The organism is Rhodobacter sp. NTK016B (assembly GCF_017303295.1).
Lineage (GTDB): Bacteria > Pseudomonadota > Alphaproteobacteria > Rhodobacterales > Rhodobacteraceae > Pararhodobacter.
Window position 1 is genome coordinate 29,290 of record NZ_JAFKOK010000010.1, and the last position, 21,905, is coordinate 51,194.

Here is a 21,905-nt window from a genome sequence, read left to right on the forward strand (position 1 = left end):
TACGTAGCGTTCAGCTGCGTCCGGTCAGCGTATTGCCGAAAGCCGCCAGCGCCGAGGGCGGGCCGCCCGCTCGCTCACGCCGGTCTGCGACGTCGTAAAGCTTGTACATCCCGCGCACGCCCAGCCAGCGCAGCGGCTCGGGTTCCCATTCGCGCACCCGGCGGTTGACCCATGGCAGACCCGTCAGATCGGTGCGCCGTCCCAGCGCCAGATCGGCCAGCGTGCGCCCGGCAAGGTTTGAGGTGCTCACACCCACGCCGACATAGCCGCCCGCCCAGCCGATCCCGTCGGCGCCAAGCCCCACCGTCGCGCACCAGTCGCGCGGTACGCCCAGAACCCCGCACCAGGCGTGGTCGATGCGGGCCGAACGCGCAGCGGGAAAATGGCGGTGCAGGATCGCGGTCAGACGGCGCACGGTCTCGGCATCGGGCGTGCCGTCATGGTCCAGTTTCGAGCCGAAGCGATAGGGCACGCCGCGCGCGCCCACGGTGATCCGCCCCTCGCGCGTGCGCTGGCAATAGCAATAGGTGTGGTCGAAATCGCCCAGGATCTCGTGCCCGTCCCAGCCGATCTGCTCCCAGATCTCGGGTGACAGCGGCTCGGTCGCGATCTGCGCGGAATTAAGCGGAAGCCACTTGCGCCGATGCCCGGGAAGCGTGGCCGTGAAGCCCTCGGTGCAGCGCAGCACGATGGGCGCGCGCACGATCCCCGAGGCAGTATGCGCAGCGCCGGTGACGATGCGCGTGACCTCGGTCCCCTCGTGGATCGTCACGCCGCGCCGCTCGACCGCCTCGGCCAGCCCGCGCACCAGTTTGGCGGGCTGAATGCGCGCGGTGCCGGTGACGATCATCCCGCCCGCCGCGTTCGGAATGCGCACCCTCGCGCGCACCGCTTCGGCGTCAATCGAGAATACGCGCCCCTGCTCGCCCCAATGCGCCCGGTGCTTCACCTCGTCGCTCAGCCTTTGCCGCTGGGCGTCATTCGTGGCGACCATCAGCTCGTCGCAGCGGCGGATATCGGCGTCGATCCCCTCGGCCCCGGCGACGGCGATGACTTCGTCGACCGTGCCCATCATCGCCTGCACCATGCGCCGCACGGCGGGGGCGCCCGCCATCTCGGCGTAACGGTCATGGTTCCAGGCGAACCCGCCCGACAGCCAACCGCCATTGCGCCCCGAGGCACCATAACCCGCGAAGTGTTTCTCCAGCACCGTCACCCGCAAACCGGGATCGAGCGCCTTGAGGTAATAGGCCGTCCACAGCCCGGTATAGCCCGCGCCGATGATCACCACGTCGGCCTCGGCATCGCCGGGCAGCGCCGGGCGGCGGGTCTGCGGCAGGCCGATATCGCTGTACCAGAAGGAAACGTCGCCGAAAGTCGTCATGTCAGTCCCGAAAATTGAGCGCCAAGGGATTGGAGGATTTCGTCACGGTGCTGATCGCGCGCGGGCGCAGGGGCCGGGTCCGCCACCTTGCCATCGAAACGCGGCGCCGGGCGCGGTTGCAGATCGCCCGCCTCGGACCAGACACCACGCGCAACCAGATGCGGATCGCGCGCCGCTTCAGACGGCGACAACACGGGCGCGACGCAGGCATCCGAGCCGTCAAACAGCGTCGTCCAATGGTCACGCGGCTTGGCACCAAAGAGCGCGGCCAGCCGGCGCGTGGCCTGCGGCCAGCTTGCGGGATCGTTTTGTCTGGCAAATTCAGGATCGTCAGACAGGGACATTTTCAACAAGAACTCGGCATAAAACTTGGGTTCAAGGCATTGGACTGTCACAAATCCACCATCCGCGCATTCATAGCTGCGCGACCAATGCGGCCCGTCCAGAAGCGAAGCACCGCGCTGATCCTGAAACATCCCGCCCGAGCGCATCAGCATCAAAAGCGTCATCATATGCGCCGACCCGTCAACGATGGCGACATCGACAACGGTGCCCTGTCCATTCCGCCCCGCCCGGATCAGACCGGACAGCATCCCCGCCACGAGGTACAGCGCCCCGCCGCCGATATCGCCCAGAAGCGTGGGCGGCGTCACCGGCGTCTGACCGGGGGGAGAGGCGTACCAGAGCGCGCCCGACAGCGCGACATAGTTCAGGTCGTGCCCTGCCTGTTTCGCGCGCGGCCCGTCCTGCCCCCAGCCGGTCATGCGGCCATAGACCAGACGCGGGTTCCAGCCCTGACAGATGTCGGGACCCAGCCCCAGCCGCTCCATCACGCCGGGGCGAAACCCCTCGATCAACCCGTCGGCCGAGCGGATCAGCGCGGTCAGGACCGGACGATCGGTGTCGGATTTCAGGTCCAGCGCGATGGTCTTCTTGCCCCGGTCAAGCAGGTTGCGTTCCGGCAGGCCCGGCAAGGGCGGCCCGTCGGGGCGCTGCACGCAGATCACCTCGGCTCCGAGATCGGCCAGCATCATCGCCGCGAAAGGACCGGGGCCGAGGCCCTCGATTTCGACGATCCGAATCCCTTCAAGCATCGCTGCCCCTCCATTCTCCGCGCGCGACCAGAACCTCTTTCAGCACGCTGGGCCGGTCGGTCATGATCGCGTCCACCCCCATATCCAAAAGCGCATGCATCTGCGCGGGGTCATCCACCGTCCAGACCTGCACCCGGACGCCGCGCTGGTGGGCCGCACGGACGAAACGCGGGGTGACGACCCGGATGCCGCGATAGAGCGGCGGGACCTGAACCATCGGGAAGGCCGGGCGCGGGATCGGCGCGCCCCAGCCCGCCGCCCACAGCTTTACCACGCCGCCATAGCCCGGCGACCAGCACAGCGCATCGCCGAAATGCGCCCGCAGCCGCTGCGTGCGGGCCGTGGCAAAGCTGCCGGTGCCGATGCGATGCGCGACACCCATCTTTCGCAACAGCGCCGCCAGCGGATCGACCACCGCGTCCGATTTCGTCTCGATATTGAACAGAAGCCGGGGGAATTCTTCGAGCATATCCGCCAGTCGTGGAATCCCGGCGCCCGAGCGCGTCCTGAGCCGCGAAAGCTGTGCCCATGTCAGCGTCGAGACCGGACGCGGATCGCCCGTCATCCGCTTCAGCGTCGGATCGTGATGGATCACCACCTCGCCATCGGCTGTCAGATGGACATCGGTCTCGACATGGCGAAACCCCAGCGCGGCGGCATGGGCAAAAGCCGCGCGCGTATTCTCGTCCTGCTCGCGCGCGCCGCCGCGATGGGCGATCGGCACCGGGCCGCTCTGTGCCAGCCAGGTCTCGCTCATGCCGGCGCCTGCCCGCGCGGCGGGCGCGACAGGATGCGCGCGCCGAGAGCCAGAAGCAGCAGGTAAGCAACCGCCCCGTAGGACAGCGTCTCGCGTGCCTGCGCGGCGCGCTCTTCCCACGGCAAGCCCGCGCGCGCGATGGCGTGGATCATGCCCCAGCCGCCCGCGACCCAGAGCAGCGCATAGAGCAAAACGATTTCGACCATGGTGCCCCGCTCGCGCAGGTCGCCCATGATCAGCGCCAGCCCCACGCCGATGACCACCAGATCGTAATCATAAAGATAGGGGCTGACCAAGGCCGAAGCGAAACAGGCCAGCGCCAGCGTCTGCCTGAGCGGCACTCCGCGCCGCACCGTGGCAGCCACCGCTGCGCAGGCGCCCAGCGCGACCGCGCCCTGCGCCCCGATCGCGATGCTGGGCGGCACGCCCAGCGTGTGAAGCAGCGCGTAGACCGAGGTCATGCGGAACATCGGGTAGAACTGGCTGGCCAGTGCCGTCTGCGCATTCGCCATCCCCTGCCGGAACGCTGGCCAGATCTCAGGGCCCAGCGCCAGCGTCGCGAGGCCCGCACTGACCAGCGCCACGACCAGCGCCAGCCCGATCACCCGCCAGCGCCCGGCCGCCAGCGCGTGAACGCCCAGCCCGATACCCAGATGCGGCTTGATGACCAGCAGCCCCAGCGGCAGGCCTGCAGACGCCCGACCCTTGAGCGTGAGCAACACGAAGCCGCCCATCAGCGCGCCGGTGACAAAGGCATTCTGCCCGATGGTCAGCGTGACATAGATCGGCAGCACCAGCGCCAGCAGCACCGAGGGAAAATACCGCCCCGCCAGCCGCGCCAGCACCCACAGGTACCACGCCAGACCAAGCCCCGTGACCAGCGCATAGGCGATGCCGCGCGGCATCATCGGCAGGCCCGCGACGAGCAGGTCGAATTGCGGCGGATAGGTCCAGGGCATGAAGCCGTCATGTCCGGTCAGGCCCCGTTGGATATCGGCCATGACCGACAAGTCATAGGCGTCAGTCGCGCGGCCCTCGGCGACAAGTTGGCCTACGATGTAGAAAGCGTCGAAATCGACCAGAACGCCCTCGGATCCGAGGTCGGGCAGCATCAGTGCCGATTGCCAGATCGCGAAATAGAAAAACGCGATCAACAGGCCCGTGAGCAGCCGGTCTCTCAGCGCCCCCGTCATGACAGTTGGCCCTTGTGCCGCATCGCGTTCCCGCCCTTCGTCCGATGGGCCGAGACTAGCCGTCAGCCCGGCGCCTGACAACGTGCGACATCGCGGTTTCGGCGCGGTCCCGCGCTCAGCCCTTCAGGGCCGCCAGCGCCTCGGCCAGATCGAGCTTGCCGTCATACAGCGCGCGCCCCGAGATCGCGCCGTTGAGCGGCGCGCCGGTTTCCTTCAGCGCCACCAGATCGGCAAGCGAGGACACCCCGCCCGACGCGATCACCGGGATCGACGTCGCCCAGGCCAAGTCCGCCGTCGCCTTGACATTGGGGCCGCCCATCGCGCCGTCGCGGTCGATATCTGTGTAGATGATCGCCGCCACGCCCGCATCTTCGAAGGCCAGCGCCAGCTCGGTCACCTGCACGTCGGTCTCTTCGGCCCAGCCCTTGGTCGCCACGCGCCCGTTGCGCGCGTCGATGCCGACCGCGACCTGACCGGGGAAGGCCCGCGCCGCCTCGCGCACCAGATCGGGATTTTCGACCGCCACCGTGCCCAGGATCACCCGCGCCAGCCCCTTGTCGAGCCACGCTTCAATCGTCGCCATGTCGCGGATACCGCCACCCAGCTGACAGGGCACGCTGACCGCTTTCAGGATCGCCTCGACCGCGCCGCCGTTCACCGGCTTGCCCGCGAAGGCGCCGTTCAGATCGACCAGATGGATCCACTCGGCGCCCTGATCGGCAAAGGCGCGCGCCTGCGCTGCCGGGTCGTCGTTGAACACCGTCGCCTTCTCCATCGCGCCCTTGTACAGGCGGACGCATTGGCCGTCCTTCAGGTCGATGGCGGGGTACAGGATCATGGGGGCCTCCGGGCTGTGCTGGCCTGCGGTGTAGCGCCGCCGCACGCGGGATGCAATTGCCCACGGCCCGGGCGGGGGCCCGTCAATTGCTTGACCGTATAGTAAAAAATCAAATATTTTCAGGCACTAAGCCCGCATTCGCTTGCACATACCCCAAGCAAACCGTACACCGCAGCCCCGATTATGGGCGACGGAGGGACCGGAATGAACACGCGACGCGGATTTGGACCATGGCTGGCGGCGCTCGCCGTTCTGGTCGTTCTCGGCGGCTGGGTCCCTTATGGCCTTTTGGCCGATCAGCGCGGCTGGTTCACCGCCCTCTTCTGGACCGGGTTCGGGCTGGCAGTGGTGGTGCTGATCGCGCTCGGCCTGCGCGGCTGGAGGGATCGCTGATGGAAGCCCGGCTTCTGAGCCCCGTCACGATCTGGGCCGCAATCGGCGCCTTCGCGCTGTTCGGCCTGTTCATCGCCTACCGCGCCACGCGCGAGAACGCCGGCACGGCCGAGGATTACTATCTCGGCAGCCGCAATTTCGGCGGCGTGGTCGCCGGGCTGAGCTATGCGGCGACCACCTATTCCGCCTTCATGCTGGTGGTGCTGACCGGCCTGACCTATCGCGGCGGCATCGGCGCGCTGGGTTTCGAGCTGATCTATTTCGCGGGTCTCGGCCTGCTCGTGGTCTTCGCCCCCCGCTTCTGGCTCGCCGCCAAGCGCTGGGGCTTCATCTCGCCGGCCGAGATGCTGGGCGCACGCTATGGCAGCGCCTGGGTGGCGCGCGGGGCGGCGCTGGTGGGGCTCATCTTCCTCATGCCCTATTGCACCACGCAGATGGCGGGGATCGGGCTGCTTCTGTCGGGCGTCACCGGCGGCGAGATCACGCTGGTGCAGGCGGTGGCGACCGGCGGGCTTCTGGCCGCGCTCTGGACGCTGTTCGCGGGCCTGCGCTCGGTCGCATGGACCGATGCGGTACAGGCGGTGGTGATGCTGATCTCGGCGGTGCTGGCGATCCTCTTCGCCATCGCGGCTATCGGCGGCTGGGGCACCTTTGCCAGCCTCACGCTGGAAACGCAGGCCGAGCGCCTCTCGGTTCCCGGCCCCGGCCTGTGGAGCCTCGGCACCTTCACCGCGCTCTCGCTGCCGTGGTTCTTCTTCGCCATTTCCAACCCGCAGGTCAGCCAGCGTCTGTTCATCCTGCGTGACATGGCGGCGATGAAGCGGATGATCTTCTGGGTGCTGGGCTTCGGTCTGGTCTTCACGCTGATCGCGGTGATCTGGGGCTTTGCCGCGCTGCAACTCGCACCGGGGCTTGAGAACAGCGCCACGGCGACGCCCGCGCTCCTTGTCTCGGGCGCGATCCCGGCGCCGGTGGCGGTGCTTCTGATCCTCGGCATCCTTGCTGCGGCGGTCTCGACCCTCGATTCCATCGCCCTGACGCTGGGCGCGATGGTCGCGCGCGACGTGCTCAAGGGCGCGCCACCCGCGCGGCAGGTGCTGGCCGGGCGTGCCGTGGTGATCCTCGTGATCCTGTTCGCGAGCCTCTTTGCCATCGACAAGGCACAGATCGTCGATCAGCTCGCCGCCCTCGCCGCCGCCGGGCTGATGGTCACCGTCCCCGCTACGATCGGGGCCTTCTTCTGGCGCCGCGCGACGGCAGCGGGCGCGCTGGCTTCGATCCTCGGCGGCGCAGCGCTCGCCGTCTGGATGGCGATGATCCAAGGGGTGAGCGTCTTCAACCCGGTGCTTGCGCTGAGCACCGGCGGGCTCTGCCTCGCGCTCTTCGTGCTGGTCTCTCTGGTGACGAAACCGCGCGAAGGCGCGCTCGATTTCGGCACCGCCCTGCGCGGGGACCTCGACGCCCACGGCGTCTGGTAAGCCCGAACGCAAGCCCAAGAACGGGGAACGCCGGACGGGATCTGCATCCCGCCCGGCGTCATCTTTGTTCCGGAAATATCCTCAGGGGGGTGAGGCCGTCAGGCCGAGGGGGGCAGAATGCCCCCCAAACCCGCGCGGTTCAGCCCGCCGCCGAGGTCTGCAGCGCCGAGTTATTCGCCCGCCCCTGCCCGGCATGCATCCGGTTCAGCGCGTTGACATAGGCCTTGACCGAGGCCAGCACCGTGTCGGTATCCGCCGATTGCCCGGTATAGACCGTGCCATCGCGGCTCAGACGCACCGACACCGTCGCCTGCGCATCCGTGCCCTCGGTCACCGCCGAAACCTGATACAGATCCAGCTTTGCACTGTGTGGATAGAGCATCTTCACAGCATTGAAACAGGCATCGACCGGACCGTCGCCGGTGGCGTCGACATATTTGTCCTCGCCGCCGACGCTCATCGTCAGCTCGGCTTCCTGCGGGCCTTCGGTGCCGCAGACAACGCGCAGTTTCTGCACCTTGAGATGCTCGTCGCCCGCGCTGCTATCGGCCATCAGCGCAACCAGATCGTCGTCGTAGACTTCCTTCTTGCGGTCGGCCAGCGCCTTGAACCGCACGAAGACGTCCTTGAGCTGGTTGTCCCCCAGATCGTAGCCCAGCTCGGCCATTTTCGCGCGCAAAGCGGCGCGGCCCGAATGCTTGCCCATGGCGATGTTCTTCGCTGTCAGGCCGATATCTTCGGGGCGCATGATCTCGAAGGTCTGCACGTTCTTCAGCACACCGTCCTGATGGATGCCGGATTCGTGCAGGAAGGCATTCTTACCCACCACGGCCTTGTTGTACTGAACGGCAAAGCCCGAGACCTGGCTCACGCGGCGCGACAGGTGCATGATCTTCGTCGTGTCGATACCGGTGCGGTAGGGCATGATGTCGTTGCGTACGCGCATCGCCATCACCACCTCTTCCAGCGCCGTGTTGCCCGCGCGCTCGCCCAGACCGTTGATCGTGCATTCGATCTGCCGCGCCCCCGCTTCGACCGCAGCCAGCGCATTGGCGGTCGCCATGCCCAGATCGTTGTGGCAATGTGTGGCGAAGACGATCTTTTCGGCGCCCGGCACACGCTCGAGCAACATGCGGATCAGATCGGCGCTTTCGCGCGGCGCGGTGTAACCGACCGTGTCGGGGATGTTGATCGTTGTGGCGCCGCATTTGATCGCCGTTTCGACCACCCGGCACAGGTAATCATGCTCGGTTCGCGTCGCATCCATCGGCGACCATTGCACGTCGCCGCACAGGTTGCGCGCATGGCTCACGGTGGCGGCGATCTTCTCGACCATGCCGTCCTGATCCAGCGCGGTGATGTCGCGGTGCAGCGGCGAGGTGCCGATAAAGGTGTGGATCCGCCCTTGCGGCGCGTGTTTCACCGCCTCCCAGGCGCGGTCGATATCGGCGAAATTCGCCCGGGCAAGACCACAGATGACCGAGTTCTTCGCGTTCTTCGCGATATCGCTGACAGCGGCGAAATCGCCCTCCGAGGCAATCGGGAACCCCGCCTCAATGATATCGACGCCCATTTCGTCGAGGAGACCGGCGATCTCCATCTTCTCGTCATGGCTCATCGTCGCGCCGGGCGATTGCTCGCCGTCGCGCAAGGTGGTGTCGAAGATCTGAACGCGATCCTGCGGGGCGTTGGTAATGTCGGTCATGGTTTTGTCCGTGAAGTCCTGCGGTGTCTCTTTAGCGGGCTGGGCGGGCGCTGGCTACCTCTGAGCGGCGCGCCCGGACAGGCACGCTCAGAGGTCGCTAAGAAGGAGGAGACCGGACATCGGACGGGCCGCGCAACCGCAAGCCCCAGGCAGACCCGGCAGGCTGGCAGCAATGATGGCGACGTTGCGTTCCATGCCGCAGATCATAAGCAGGAGATCGGAAAAGGAAAGAGGGAAAAAAGACATCGCCCTCTGCGCAAAACCGCGTCCGTGGCCGGCCCCGGGGGCCAGCCCACGGACCCCCGGGATATTTAGCGATTAAAGACGGGCCTTAAGATGGCGTTAACCCTCATCTTTAATCCGCAAATATCCTGCGGGAGGGTCCGGGAGGGTGCAAAACCCTCCCGGGGTCGCCAGCCTGCAAATCGGCAGGGATGAGGGGATATCAGGCGGCGAAATAGCGTTCGGCGGGAAGGTAGAAGGCCAGTTTCCCGGCGGCTGCCCATTGACGTTCCTCGGCCGTTTCGCCGATCAGCACCACGCCATCGGCGGGCCATTTCCCCTGCACCAGCGCGGTCCGCAGCGCGCTGCGGGTCTCGCTCCAGCCGGCGAAGGGGCGCGGGCCGGGGCTGGCTGTGTCGATCAGCCCCGGCGCGAGGGCGAGGACCTCATCGGGCGTGAGCGGCGCGCGGGTCAGCGCGGCGCGCCCGGCTTCGAGACCGGCGAGACGCAGCGCTCGGTCTTCGGGAAGCGCGGGGCCTGAAAGCGGGGTTCGCGCGGGCAACAGCCGGAGCGCGTTGGTCGAGAACAGGAAGGCCACGACATCATGGCCTGAGGCCGCGCGGATCGAGGCGTAGGTCTTGTAATCGAGCCCGATCTCAGCGGCGCGGCGCACCCGCAGGCGCAGCACTTCGATGGGCAGCGTGGGCAGCAGGGTCGACCGGGCCCGGCGCCAGGCATGGCGGCGCCAGCTTGCGCCCGCTTCCATCGTGGGGCCGTTGTTATGTCCGATCAGGCTCATGCCGCGCATCCCGTCTGGCTGGTCTTCGGCGTCAGTCTAGCCGCGAATCCGCGCAAGGGAAGAGGCGCCGGTCACGCGGCCATCGGCGGCCAGGGACGCTCGGCATCGGCGGCGATCCAGGCGTGAACCCAGTCGGGCAGCGGCGGGCTTTCGCGCCCGGGCTCGCCCATCGCCGCGATCAGGGTCGCGGGCGGCACGATGCCCTGTGCGCTGGTCACGGCGGTGCGCAGCAGCACATGATTCAGCGCCTCGCCCTCGCGCCACATGCTCTGCTCGATATAGACGAAGCGATGATCCCAGCCCAGCACCCGGCTTTGCATCTCGATACGCTGGAACATGCGGATGCGGCGCCGGTAGCGCACGCTCGATCCCGCCACCGTCATGCCCCAGTGCCGTGCGCGCAGGATCGCGGTGATACCGATGCGGGTGGCGAAGGGCACGCGCCCCAGATCGTAGAGCGTCAGCGTGCGGCCGTTATTGAGTTCGTTCCACGGGTCGAGATCCCACGGCCAGCAGCGATGCTGGGACTGATGCGTCTCGAGCAGACCCAGCGGCTTGCCGCGGAATTTGAGCGTCTCTTTCACGAGGCGGATCACGGGATACATGGCATTTCCTCTTTTGCCCCGCGCCATGGACCCTGCATCCCGCAGGGTCAAGACAGCGCGCGGCGTCACAAAAACGGCGATTGCGCGCGCCGGCGCACGCTCTTGACGAAACGGTTACACAGGGGCGGTAAGGTTGACGATGGGTCGCAATTGCCCGCATCCGCCGCGCCATGTACACTGGTCCGATCCAAGGAGAGCCCATGACAACCGCCCTGCGCACCATTTATACGCGAGCCGAGCAAGTCTCGGACGCGATCGTGCATCTCACGGGGCTGACGCTTGTGCTGATGGCGGTGCCGGTGCTGATCGTGCTGACCGCGCTCTACCGGGGCGATGCGGCGTCAATCACCGGCGTGTCGGTCTATGGTGGCGCGCTGATCGCGATGATCCTGTTCTCGGCGCTCTACAATATTGGCGAAACCTCGGGCTTCGGCGCGGCCAAGGAATGGCTGCTGCGGCGGCTCGACCATTCGGCGATCTATCTCAAGATCGCGGGCACCTACACGCCCTTCACGCTGTTGTCGGGCCACGGCGTGGCGATGACGGTGGGCGTGTGGTTCGCGGCATTGGCGGGCATCGCGCTGAAGATCGTCTCGCCCGAGAAATTCAAATGGGCCGCGCTGGCGCTGTATCTGGGCATGGGCTGGGTCGGCGTGGTGCTGGGCGGACCGATGTTTGCAGCCCTGCCGACGCCGGTTCTGGTGCTGATGGCAGTGGGCGGCGGGCTTTATACGCTGGGCGTGGTGTTCTATCTGTGGCGCCGCCTGCCCTTTCACTACACGATCTGGCACGTGTTCGTGCTGGCGGCGAGCTTTGTGTTCTATTCGGCGGTGCTGGTCTTCGTGCTGCTGGGACCGCAAAGCGTACTGGCCTGATCCGGCGGGCGCCTGAAACCGGGCGCGCCGAGATCACTCGTCCAGCAGAATGTCCAGAAAAGCCTCGCCGAAACGTTCGGTGCGCGCAGCGCCCATACCGGGCAGGCGCTCGATCTCTGGCAGGCTGCGCGGGCGGCGTTCGGCCAGCGTCTTGAGCGTATTGTTCGAGCACGACATCGGCTTTTCCGTCCCGTCCGCCCCGCGCGCCAGATCGGCCTGCGCTTGCATCAGCCGGTCGAAGATCGCGCCCGCGTCGCGCCCGGCCAGTTTCCGGCGCGTCGGGTGCTGGTCGGCCACCGTGGCGCCCGTGATGATTTCCAGAAACGCCGCGCCGTAGCGTTCAAGCTTGGTGGCCCCCACTCCCGAGATCCGCGCAAAATCATCGAGCGTCTGCGGCCGTGTCTCGGCCATCTCGATCAGTGACCGGTCGTTGAAGATCACATAGGGCGGCATCCCCGCCGCATCGGCCAGCGCGCGACGCTTGGCCTTGAGCGCCGAAAGAAGCGGAGCATCCTCGTCCGAGACCAGCGCGCGCGGTTCGGCGCGGGTCGCGACCCGCTGCACGCTGTCGGCCCGGAAGGTGAGGCTGGCCTCGCCCCTGAGGACCGGGCGCGCATCCTCGGTCATGCGCAGCGCGCCGTGACGCTCGGCATCGGGGCGCACCAGATCGCGGCCCATCATCTGCCGGAAGACCCCCTGCCAGGCCGATTTCGACAGATCCCGCCCGACGCCGAAAGTAGGCAGGCCGTCATGGCCGCGCTGGGTGATCTTCGGGGTGACATGGCCGGTCAGGATGTCGATCAGATGGCCGGTGCCAAAGCTCTCGCCGGTGCGCAGCATGGCCGACAGCGCCTTGCGCACGGCTTCGGTCGCGTCGAAGGTCTTGACCGGGTTGGCACAGAGATCGCAATTGCCGCAGGGCTCGCTCACCTCGCCGAAATAGGCCAGCAGCATCCGGCGGCGACAGGACGTGGCCTCGGCCAGTCCCAGCAGTGTGTTCAGCCGTGCATGATCGGCCTCGCGCCGCTCGGGCGGAGCAGCGGATTCGTCGATCTGCGCGCGGCGCAGGCGGATATCGTCCTGCCCGTAAAGCGTCAGCGTATCGGCGGCCAGCCCGTCGCGCCCGGCACGGCCGATCTCCTGATAATAGGCCTCGATGGATTTCGGCAGATCAGCATGGGCGACCCAGCGCACATCGGGCTTGTCGACCCCCATGCCGAAGGCGACGGTGGCGCAGACGATCAGCCCCTCTTCGACCTGAAACTGGGTTTCGACCTTGCGGCGCTCCCAATCGTCCATCCCGCCGTGATAAGCGCAGGCATTATGTCCGGCCTCTTGCAGCGCGCGCGCCAGCGTTTCGGTCCGCGCGCGGGTGGCGCAATAGACGATGCCCGACTGGCCCTTGCGCGCGGCGGCGAAGGCCATGATCTGCTTGCGCGGATTGTCCTTGGCGGCAAAGGCCAGACGGATATTGGGCCGGTCGAAACCGCGCAGAAAGGTCTCGGGCGTGCCGTCGTCGAACAGCCGGTGCACGATCTCGTCGCGGGTGGCTGCGTCGGCGGTGGCGGTGAAGGCGGCAAGCGGCACGCCCAGCATGCGCCGCAGCTCGCCGATGCGCAGGTAATCGGGGCGGAAATCATGGCCCCACTGGCTGACGCAATGCGCCTCGTCCACGGCGATCAGCCGGCAATTCGAGCGCCGCAGCAGGTTGGTCGCGGCCGACGAGGCCAGCCGTTCGGGCGCGATATAAAGCAGCTTGAGACGCTGATCTTCCAGTGCGTCGAAAATCGCGTCGTTCTCGTCCTGACTGTTGCCCGATGTCAGCGCGGCGGCGGCCACGCCCGCCTCCTGCAACCCGCGCACCTGATCGCGCATCAGCGCGATCAGCGGCGAGATGACCACAGTCAGACCCTCGCGCACCAGGGCGGGAAGTTGATAGCACAGCGACTTGCCGCCGCCCGTCGGCATGATGGCCAGAACGTCGCTGCCCGCGATCACCGCGTCGACGATTTCTTCCTGACCGGGCCGGAACGCCGAGAAGCCGAAGACCCGCGCCAGCATCTCGGCCGGGGCGGCCGAGGCGGGCACCGGGTCCAGCTCAGGGGAAGAGGGCGCGGTCACGGATCAGAAGGGCGCCACAAAATTATTATAGAGCACGATCCGGATCGCGTAGATCGACAGCAGCAAGATCAGCGGCGCCAGATCCAGCCCGCCCATATCCGGCAGGAACGACCGGATGCGGCGATAGATCGGATCGAGGATCCGGTTCAGCCCGTCCCAGATTTGCGCAACCAGCGGCTGGCGCAGGTTCAGCACCTGGAAATTGATCAGCCAGCTCATGATGACGTGGACGATAACGATCCACCAGATCACGTTGAGGATCATGAACAGGATCTGGATCAGGGAAGCCATGGGGTCCTCATTTGTAAGCCGTCTCTTCAGGTAAGGCCTGCCCGCCCGCTGCGCAACCCTGCAGGGGCCGGGATGCGTCAACCTGCATCATGCGACGAAGCGACGGAGGGTCCGGGAAGCGGCGCGCAGGTGCCCTCGGGCCGGTAGCGGGCGATGACATCCAACAAGAGCGGCTTTTTCAGCGGTTTGGTCAGCACGTGGTCGAGCCCGGCGGCAAGGATATCCTCCTCGTCCCCGGCCATCGCATGAGCGGTGAGCGCAATAATCGGCACCTGCGCGCCGCCCGGTATCTGACGGATCTCGCGCGTCGCGGTCCGACCGTCCATGCCCGGCATCGAGATATCCATGAAGACCAGATCGGGCTTCGTCTCGCGGAACGCGGCCACGGCCTGTTCGCCGTCCTCGGCGAAGGTCAGCTCGATCGCCAGAGCCTCGACCATCTTCGAAAAGACCAGCCGGTTCGTCTTGTTGTCTTCGGCGGCGAGGATCCGCATCCGCCGCCCGCCGTCGCCGGAACCGGACGCCTCCGGCACCGGCGCAGAGGGCGCTGGCTGCTGCTCTGGCGGGCCGGGATCGGGCTGCGACAGGCCCGAGAGCTGTTGCAAAAGGTCGTGGCGCAGAAGCGGCTTTTGCAACACCGCGCGCGCTTCCGTCAGCGCGGGATGCCCGCGCAGGGCGGCGGGATTGGCGCTGAGCAGGACGACAGGGGTATCCGGCCCCGCCGCGCGCAGCCTCAGCGTCAGGTCGAGCCCCGATTGCCCGTCAAGATCGGCATCAACCAGCACCAGATCCACCCCCTGCCCGCGCAATACCTCAAGCGTCTTGAGCGCGCCCTCGGCATTGTCGCAGAGCGTCACGTCCAGCCCCAGCCGCGCAAGCTGCCGCTCAAGGATCGCGCGGTTCATGGGCTGCGCATCGACCACGACGACATGGCTCAGATCCGGCGGCAACGCGACGGGCGCTTCCCCCTCGGCGCGTGGCAAGCTTAAGGAAAAGCCAAAGCACGAGCCCCTGCCCGGCTCGCTGTCGAGCCAGATCTCGCCCCCCATCAGCGCGATCAGCCGCTGGGCGATGGCAAGGCCCAGCCCGGTGCCTTCGAACTTACGGCTCGACTGATCGTCCACTTGCGCGAATTCCGAGAAGATCTGCTTGGCGTTTTCGGGCGGGATGCCGATGCCGGTATCCTCGATCGTGACGGTGATCGTCTGGTGGTCCGGCGCGGCCTCGCCCCCCGTGACGCGGATCAGCACATGCCCGGCTTCGGTGAATTTCACCGCGTTGCCGGCGAGATTGGTCATCACCTGCCGCATTCGCCCCGGATCGGCCATGAAGCGGCGGGGCAGCATCAGGTCGTAATCCAGCAGCAGCTCGATACGGCGATTGCGCGCGCCCGCCTGCAACAGGATCAGCACCTCGTGGATGCAGCGTTCCAGATCGAAGGGTTCGGGATGCAGGGTCAGCTTGTCGGCTTCAATCTTCGAGTAATCCAGCACATCGTTGATAATGGTCAAAAGCGCCTCGCCCGAGGACCGGATCGTGTCGGCATAAAGCCGCTGCTCCGCCGACAGGGCGGAATCGCACAGCAACTCGGCCATCCCGACCACGCCATTCATGGGCGTGCGGATTTCGTGGCTCATATTGGCAAGAAAGGCCGATTTCGCGCGGTTCGCGGCCTCGGCCCTGTCGCGCGCGACCTCCATCTCGGCGGCATGGCGCTGTTGCTCGGTGATGTCGCGCACGAGACTGACGATATCGCCGCCCCGCGCGCGGCGGTCATGGATGCGGGCGGTGTCACCGCGGCTGAAACACAGCGTCATCGGCTCGATCCGCGCGTCATCCCAGCGCGCGACCATCGCGTCGATCCACGCGTCGCGCGGTTCGTCGCCCAGCACGACACGCTCTTCATGCGCGAGGATCTCGACCAGACGGCGATAGGTGACGCCGATCTGCGCTTCGGGGATGCCCGAGAAAACGTTCAGATAGGCCTGATTGGCGATCACCAGTTCCTGCCGCGCGTTGAAAACGGCGAAACCGTCGCGGATCGTGTTGATCGAATCCCACAGCCGCCGCTCGGCCTGCGTGGCGCTGCGCTGCGCGTTTTCCGTCTCTTCGCGCGCGCGTAGCTGGACGTTTTCCAGCGCGGCGGCGTGCAGCGCCTGATCCAGCGCGCTGCTGCGGCCATGCTGGCGCAATTGCGTCATCTCGGCGCGCAGGGCGTCGATCAGCGCCATCGCCGCGTCGCGTTCCCGCTGACAGAAATCCAGCCGTCGCTCTGCCGTCAGCCGCAAGCGGCGTTCCTGCGTGAGCTTGTCGAACAACGTCATCGGTTACGGCTACCCTGAACAGACTGGGCCGCCCGGCATGCCAAGATGCCGGACGGCCCGCCAAAGATCGCCGCTATCGGTGAAGACGTTCTTAATCGGCGCGCAGAAAGCGCGCCGGAACCGGGGCGCTTACAGCCGCTCGATGGCCAGCGCGATGCCCTGACCGCCGCCGATGCACATGGTGATCAGGCCATAACGCCCGCCCGTGCGCTCAAGCTCGTACATCGCCTTGACGGTAACGATAGCGCCGGTCGCGCCCACCGGATGACCCAGCGCGATGGCGCCGCCATTGGGGTTCACCTTGGCCGGGTCCAGACCCAGACCCTTGTTCACCGCGAGCGCCTGCGCCGCGAACGCTTCGTTCGATTCGATCACGTCGAAATCCGACACGCTCAGCCCGGTACGCTCGCACAGTTTCTCGACCGCCGGGATCGGACCGATGCCCATCACCTCGGGGCGCACGCCCGCGACGGCATAGCCCACGATCCGCGCGCGAGGCTTCAGGCCCGCCGCCTCGGCCGCGTCGCGCCGGGCGAGAACCAGCGCCGCCGCGCCGTCATTGATGCCCGAGGCATTGCCCGCCGTGACCGAGCCGTCTTTCTTGAAAGCGGGTTTCAGCGCGGCCAGCTTTTCAAGGCTGGTCTGCTTGGGGTGCTCGTCAGTGTCGAAGACGATCTCGCCCTTGCGGCCCTTCATCACGATGGGCACGATCTGATCCTTGAACCGGCCCTCGGCGATGGCGCGCGCGGCGCGTTCCTGGCTTTCCATCGCGAACGCGTCCTGCGCTTCGCGGCTGATGTCATGCTCGTCCGAGACATTCTCGGCGGTCACGCCCATATGGCCGGTGCCGAACGGGCAGGTCAGCGCGCCCAGCATCATGTCGAGAAACTTGGTGTCGCCCATCTTTTGGCCGAACCGCGCCGCCGGTACCGAATAGGGCGCAAGGCTCATCGCTTCCGCGCCGCCCGCCAGACCGAAGTCGGCGTCGCCCATCGCCAGCGCCTGCAGGGTCGAGACGATGGCCTGCGCCCCCGAGCCGCACAGCCGGTTGACGTTCATCGCGGGCGTCGTGTCCGGAATGCCCGCGCCCATCGCCGCGACCCGCGACAGATAGGCGTCGCGCGGCACGGTGTTGATGACATGGCCGAAAACCACGGTGCCGATCTTCGCGGGCTCGATCCCGGCGCGCTCGATCGCCGCCTTGGCAACGGTGGTGGCCAGATCCGCCACCGGAAGCCCCGACAGGCTGCCGCCGAACGTGCCGATCGGGCTGCGCGCGCCGCTGAGAATGACGATATCGTCCATATCCGTCCCTTTCACTGAAGTCCTCGCCCCTTCTATAGACCTGCGGCCCGAGGGGGGAAAAGCGCCCTTCGCCGAAGTCACGCAGCGTTAGAGTGGCCGCAAGCCGTCAGCGGCAATAGGTGCCGCCGCCGCGATGCTGGGCCAGATCAAAATGGAAATGGTCCTGATGGAAGCGGTCCGAATCGGGGCTGAGCGTGGTGCGGAAGATGCCGCAGGCCGCCTCGTACATCCGCCTGAGCGAACGCGAATGCCGCCCGCGCCGGTAATCGTCGAGCACGCTCACCGACTCGCCGCTGCGCAGCTGGTAACCCGCCACGTCGATCGCCCGGCCCCGCCCATGCTCGGAAATCCGCGCGCCTCGCTGGCTGTTGCGCGTGCGGCAGGAATAATGCCCGATCACGCGGATCTGCGCGATGCCCCCGCCCGAGCGTCCGACGGCGGGGATCATCTCGGTGCGCACCCAGCGCTCAAAGGCGCGCGCAGTGTCGCAATCCATCGTCGCGGCCAGCGACAGCGGAATGCCCTGCACATTGGTGATGCTGACGGGCTCGGTCACGCCGCACCCCTGCGTCCGGCTGCGGATCCGGTCGAGAACACGACCCTCGAGCCCCGGCGTGCCGCACAGATTGCCCCGCACCCCGCCCGAGGCCCGCGCCAGCGTCGGCGTGGTCGCGGGGGCCTCGGTCCGGGCCGGGCTGCGGGCGCGTTCGAGCGCCAGCGCAGCGAAACGCTCGCGCGCGACATTCGAAGCGGGTCTGGGAAACAGGCTGCGCGCCACGGCCATCGGACTGATCGGCGTATCGGACGCCGCCAGCGCCGCGGCCGAGGCGCGCGCTTCTGCGCGCTCGGCGGCGATGCGGCGCGCTTCCTCGCGCGCGGCGGCGACGCGGGCGGCCTCGGCCTCTTGCCGCGCGCGAAACGCGGCCATCTCGGCTTCGGCGGCCTCGCTGATGACAACGCCGCCATCGCCCCCTGCCACCGCGGCCATCGCCTCGGCGGCGGCGCGGTCGCTCGCGGCACTCAGCGCCTGTGCGTTCTCGGCGGCCTGCGCGGCGCTCTCGGACGCAGCGCGCGCCCGCGTGGCAGCGGCGGCGCGCGCGGCTTCCATGGCGGCGGCTTCGGCGATGGTCATGCGTACCGCGCCGCCCAGCCCTCCGGGCCGGGCACGCGGGAAAAGCGAGGCATCGGGCGCTTCTGCCCCCAAAGGTCGCGTCCCGCACAGCAGCGGCAGCGCCCCAAGCGCAACCACCAGCAGACACAGACGCAGGCCCCGCATGCGATCAGTCCTTCCGCACGCGACCGAAATCGGGCGCGTCGGTATCCTGCCCGGCTTCGATGATCCCGCGCCGGATGGCCCGTGTGCGCGAGAAATACTCGTACAGATGGTCGCCATCGCCCATCCGGATGGCGCGCTGCAGAACAAAGAGCTCTTCGGTGAAGCGGCCCAGAATATCCAGCGTCGCCTCCTTGTTGGTCAGGAACACGTCGCGCCACATCGTCGGGTCCGACGCGGCGATCCGTGTGAAATCGCGAAAGCCCGAGGCCGAATACTTGATGACTTCGGTCTGCGAGACGCGCCGCAGGTGATCAGCCACCCCAACCATCGTATAGGCGATGAGGTGCGGCGTATGCGACACGACCGCCAGAACCAGATCATGGTGCGCGGGCTCCATCTCGTCAACCAGCGCGCCGATGCCCTCGAACAGGGTGCGCAGCCGCGCCGTCGCCGCCACATCGGCCCCTTCGAGCGGCGTGATCAGCCACCAGCGGTTCTCGAACAGCGTGGCAAAACCGGAATAGGGCCCCGAATGCTCGGTCCCCGCCAGCGGGTGCGACGGGATGAAATGCACGCCCTCGGGCATGTGCGGGCCGACCGCGTCGATCACCGCCTGCTTGACCGAGCCCACATCCGTGACCGTAGCCCCGGGCGCCAGATGCGGGGCGATTTCCGCGGCCACCGCGCCCATCGCCCCCACCGGCACGGCCAACACGACCAGATCGGCGCCCTTCACGGCCTCGGCGGCGCTGTCATGCACACTGTCGACGAAGCCGATCTCGGCCGCTGCCGCGCGCGTCTCGGCCGAGCGCGCGAAGCCCGCGACATGGCCCGCCAGCTTGTGACGCTTCATCGCATGCGCCATCGACCCGGCGATCAGACCCAGCCCGATCAGCGCGACGCGTTCATAGACCTGTGCCATCAGCGCACCCCCTTGAACGCGGCCAGCACGCCGAGGATCCGGCGGCAGGCGTCTTCATCGCCCACGGTGATGCGCAGGCAATCGGGAAGCTTGTAGCCCGCGACCTTGCGCACGAGGATCCCGTCGTCTTTCAGCGCCGCATCCGCCGCGTCAGCCTCAGCCGGGCTGTCGAAGCGGGCGAGCACGAAATTGGCGAAGCTCTCGTCGCAGGCGATGCCCATCTGCACCAGCCCGTTGCGCAGGAAATCGCGCCAGCGGGCGTTCTCGGTGGCGCACCAGCGGGTGTAATCCACATCCCGCACCGCCGCTTCCGCCGCCGCCATCTGCCCGAGGCTCAGGTTGAACGGCTGGCGCACGCGGTTGAGCACGTCGATGATCTCGCGTCGCGCATAGCCCCAGCCGATCCGCAGACCGCCCAGCCCGTGGATCTTCGAGAAGGTGCGCGTCATCACCACGTTGGGGAATTCCTCGACCAGTGACACGCCGCCGTCGTAATCCCCGGCGAATTCCGCGTAGGCGCCGTCCAGCACAAAGATCACGCCCGCAGGCAGCGCCCCGGCGAGCCGCCGCAATTCGGCCTCGGGAACCATCGTGCCGGTCGGGTTGGCGGGATTGGCGATGAACACGATCTTCGTGCGCCCGGTCACGGCGGCCAGGATCTTGTCCACATCAACCCGGCGCTCGGTCTCGGCCACCTCGACGGGCAGCGCGCCCGCCGCATGGGCCAGGATCGGGTACATCGAGAACCCATGCTCGGTGGTGATACATTCATCGCCGGGCCCGGCAAAGCTCTGGGTGATGAATTGCAGCACCTCGTCCGAGCCCACGCCGCAGATGATACGGTCGGGATCGAGCCCGTGCACCGCCCCGATCGCCGCGCGCAAACCCGCATGATCGGTCGAGGGATAGCGATGCAGCGTCGCGGCGGCTTCGGCATACGCCGCCTGCGCGTTGGGCGAGGGCCCATAAGGGTTCTCGTTCGAGGACAGTTTCAGCACCTCGGCCTTGCCGGCAAGGCTGCTCTGCCCGCTGACATAAAGCGCGATCTCCATGATGCCGGGCTGCGGCCTGATCTGTGGCAGGATCTCGTCGTTCATCTTCTGGTGTCCCTCAACACGCGTGTATCCCGGGGCGGCCCCGGCGGCGCCCCGTCGGTCGATACGCCGCGCCCCCTGGCTTCATTCTGCCGAAAATACTCTCTTCGGGGGCAACGGCAGCGAAGAGAGCGTGAATGCGAAAAGGGCCACGCCGGTTCCCCGGCGCGGCCCTTCCAAGTGGCAAGACCTCAGCCGTGGCCGGATCAGTTCTTCGCGTAATATTCGACGACGAGGTTCGGTTCCATCTGAACCGCGTAGGGCACATCGCCCAGACCCGGCGTGCGCACGAAGGTCGCGGTCAGTTTGGAATGGTCGACTTCGAGATAATCGGGAACGTCGCGCTCGGCCGAGGCAACGGCTTCCAGCACCAGCGCCATCTGCTTCGAACGCTCGCGAACGGCGACGACATCGCCTTCCTTGACGCGGTAGGACGCGATGTTCACGCGCTTGCCGTTCACGGTCACGTGGCCGTGGTTCACGAACTGACGGGCGGCGAAGATGGTGGGGACGAACTTGGCGCGGTAGACGACGGCGTCCAGACGGCGCTCGAGCAGGCCGATCAGGTTCTCGCCGGTGTCACCCTTCACGCGGGCGGCGTCGCCGTAGATGCGCTTGAACTGCTTCTCGGTCAGGTCGCCGTAGTAGCCTTTCAGCTTCTGCTTGGCGCGCAGCTGGGTGCCGAAATCCGACATCTTGCCCTTGCGGCGCTGACCGTGCTGACCGGGGCCGTATTCGCGGCGGTTGACCGGCGACTTGGCGCGGCCCCAGATGTTCTCGCCCATGCGGCGATCGATCTTGTACTTGGCAGTCGTGCGTTTGGTCACGGCTGATCTCCTTCTTCGTTTTGCGTCCTCGACTTCGTCCGAAAACCGGTTCCCACTTTTCGGGTCTCGGATCGTCCGGTGACGCTCCGTTCCCCCGTGGTCTCCGGCCCCGGCCAGAGCGGGACAGAAGGGCGTTGTCCTTCCCGGGTCTCCCCGGTGACAGGTCTCCTCTTGCGAGGTCCACCAACACCAATGAAAAGCCGGGTCGTGCCAAGAGCAGCAACCCGGACGGCGCGCTTATACAGCGAGGGCGCGCACTGTCAATGCGCCAATCGGCCCGAAAGGGTGCGACGGAGGGGATCGCCCGGCATCGCGCCGCCGATAGCGGGCCAATTGCGTGGCATTCTCCGTATCGCGCCCTTGCGCCAAGGAACAGGATCGCCCACATCGCGTTTTCCACAG

Annotated in this window: 19 protein-coding genes; 3 read left to right on the forward strand and 16 right to left on the reverse strand. The window is 67.1% G+C overall.

Annotated features, from left to right (window positions below; translation table 11 throughout):
* Positions 1–10: 10 nt before the first annotated feature.
* The 5 genes from JI664_RS13910 to hisA all read right to left on the reverse strand — a co-directional run bounded on the left by JI664_RS13910 (position 11) and on the right by hisA (position 5,266).
* The gene (locus tag JI664_RS13910; RefSeq protein WP_207014365.1) at positions 11–1,384 is read right to left on the reverse strand and encodes an NAD(P)/FAD-dependent oxidoreductase; all 1,374 of its coding nucleotides are present in this window, start codon (positions 1,382–1,384) and stop codon (positions 11–13) included.
* Positions 1,381–2,478 (reverse strand): CaiB/BaiF CoA transferase family protein, encoded by a 1,098-nt coding sequence (locus JI664_RS13915; RefSeq protein ID WP_207014366.1) that lies wholly within the window; start codon positions 2,476–2,478, stop codon positions 1,381–1,383. The genes JI664_RS13910 and JI664_RS13915 overlap by 4 nt, the downstream gene beginning before the upstream one ends.
* A complete protein-coding gene (locus tag JI664_RS13920; protein ID WP_207014367.1) occupies positions 2,471–3,235 on the reverse strand; it encodes a glycerophosphodiester phosphodiesterase in 765 nt (254 codons plus the stop codon). Before JI664_RS13920 ends, JI664_RS13915 begins: the two co-directional genes overlap by 8 nt.
* Positions 3,232–4,428 carry a glycosyltransferase family 87 protein gene (locus tag JI664_RS13925; RefSeq protein WP_207014368.1) on the reverse strand — a complete coding sequence of 399 codons (1,197 nt, stop codon included), beginning with the start codon at positions 4,426–4,428 and terminating at the stop codon, positions 3,232–3,234. Before JI664_RS13925 ends, JI664_RS13920 begins: the two co-directional genes overlap by 4 nt.
* 115 nt (positions 4,429–4,543) lie before the next feature.
* The gene (hisA, locus tag JI664_RS13930; RefSeq protein WP_207014369.1) at positions 4,544–5,266 is read right to left on the reverse strand and encodes a 1-(5-phosphoribosyl)-5-[(5-phosphoribosylamino)methylideneamino]imidazole-4-carboxamide isomerase; all 723 of its coding nucleotides are present in this window, start codon (positions 5,264–5,266) and stop codon (positions 4,544–4,546) included.
* 204 nt (positions 5,267–5,470) lie between these two features.
* On the opposite strand from hisA, the gene JI664_RS13935 reads away from it, so the two are divergent.
* Together JI664_RS13935 and JI664_RS13940 are read left to right on the forward strand one after the other, a co-directional pair.
* A complete protein-coding gene (locus tag JI664_RS13935) occupies positions 5,471–5,659 on the forward strand; it encodes a hypothetical protein (protein WP_207014370.1) in 189 nt (62 codons plus the stop codon).
* Positions 5,659–7,137 (forward strand): sodium:solute symporter family protein, encoded by a 1,479-nt coding sequence (locus JI664_RS13940; RefSeq protein WP_207014371.1) that lies wholly within the window; start codon positions 5,659–5,661, stop codon positions 7,135–7,137. The genes JI664_RS13935 and JI664_RS13940 overlap by 1 nt, the downstream gene beginning before the upstream one ends.
* A 139-nt stretch (positions 7,138–7,276) precedes the next feature.
* Here the strand turns inward: JI664_RS13940 and JI664_RS13945 are convergent, their stop codons facing one another.
* The 3 genes from JI664_RS13945 to JI664_RS13955 form a co-directional block, all read right to left on the reverse strand.
* A complete protein-coding gene (locus JI664_RS13945) occupies positions 7,277–8,842 on the reverse strand; it encodes a 2-isopropylmalate synthase (RefSeq protein WP_207014372.1) in 1,566 nt (521 codons plus the stop codon).
* A 445-nt stretch (positions 8,843–9,287) separates the two neighbouring features.
* Positions 9,288–9,863 (reverse strand): hypothetical protein, encoded by a 576-nt coding sequence (locus tag JI664_RS13950; RefSeq protein ID WP_207014373.1) that lies wholly within the window; start codon positions 9,861–9,863, stop codon positions 9,288–9,290.
* A gap of 71 nt (positions 9,864–9,934) precedes the next feature.
* Positions 9,935–10,468 (reverse strand): acyl-CoA thioesterase, encoded by a 534-nt coding sequence (locus tag JI664_RS13955; RefSeq protein WP_207014374.1) that lies wholly within the window; start codon positions 10,466–10,468, stop codon positions 9,935–9,937.
* A gap of 200 nt (positions 10,469–10,668) precedes the next feature.
* On the opposite strand from JI664_RS13955, the gene trhA reads away from it, so the two are divergent.
* Positions 10,669–11,343 (forward strand): PAQR family membrane homeostasis protein TrhA, encoded by a 675-nt coding sequence (gene trhA / locus JI664_RS13960; protein WP_207014375.1) that lies wholly within the window; start codon positions 10,669–10,671, stop codon positions 11,341–11,343.
* A gap of 33 nt (positions 11,344–11,376) precedes the next feature.
* Here the strand turns inward: trhA and recQ are convergent, their stop codons facing one another.
* From recQ to rpsD, 8 genes are all read right to left on the reverse strand, one after another.
* Positions 11,377–13,404, reverse strand: coding sequence for a DNA helicase RecQ (gene recQ / locus JI664_RS13965; RefSeq protein ID WP_207014533.1), 2,028 nt, complete (start codon positions 13,402–13,404; stop codon positions 11,377–11,379).
* A gap of 63 nt (positions 13,405–13,467) precedes the next feature.
* The gene (locus JI664_RS13970; protein ID WP_207014376.1) at positions 13,468–13,755 is read right to left on the reverse strand and encodes a YggT family protein; all 288 of its coding nucleotides are present in this window, start codon (positions 13,753–13,755) and stop codon (positions 13,468–13,470) included.
* 77 nt (positions 13,756–13,832) lie between these two features.
* Positions 13,833–16,079, reverse strand: coding sequence for a response regulator (locus JI664_RS13975; RefSeq protein WP_207014377.1), 2,247 nt, complete (start codon positions 16,077–16,079; stop codon positions 13,833–13,835).
* Between the two features lie 129 nt (positions 16,080–16,208).
* Positions 16,209–17,384 (reverse strand): acetyl-CoA C-acyltransferase family protein, encoded by a 1,176-nt coding sequence (locus JI664_RS13980; protein ID WP_207014378.1) that lies wholly within the window; start codon positions 17,382–17,384, stop codon positions 16,209–16,211.
* A gap of 106 nt (positions 17,385–17,490) precedes the next feature.
* The gene (locus tag JI664_RS13985; RefSeq protein ID WP_207014379.1) at positions 17,491–18,660 is read right to left on the reverse strand and encodes an extensin family protein; all 1,170 of its coding nucleotides are present in this window, start codon (positions 18,658–18,660) and stop codon (positions 17,491–17,493) included.
* Positions 18,661–18,664: 4 nt separating this feature from the next.
* Entirely contained in the window at positions 18,665–19,582 is a 918-nt protein-coding gene (locus JI664_RS13990) for a prephenate/arogenate dehydrogenase family protein (RefSeq protein ID WP_207014380.1), read from the reverse strand.
* Entirely contained in the window at positions 19,582–20,679 is a 1,098-nt protein-coding gene (gene hisC / locus JI664_RS13995; RefSeq protein ID WP_414707738.1) for a histidinol-phosphate transaminase, read from the reverse strand. The genes JI664_RS13990 and hisC overlap by 1 nt, the downstream gene beginning before the upstream one ends.
* A 203-nt stretch (positions 20,680–20,882) precedes the next feature.
* Entirely contained in the window at positions 20,883–21,503 is a 621-nt protein-coding gene (gene rpsD / locus JI664_RS14000; RefSeq protein ID WP_207014381.1) for a 30S ribosomal protein S4, read from the reverse strand.
* Positions 21,504–21,905 lie beyond the last annotated feature (402 nt).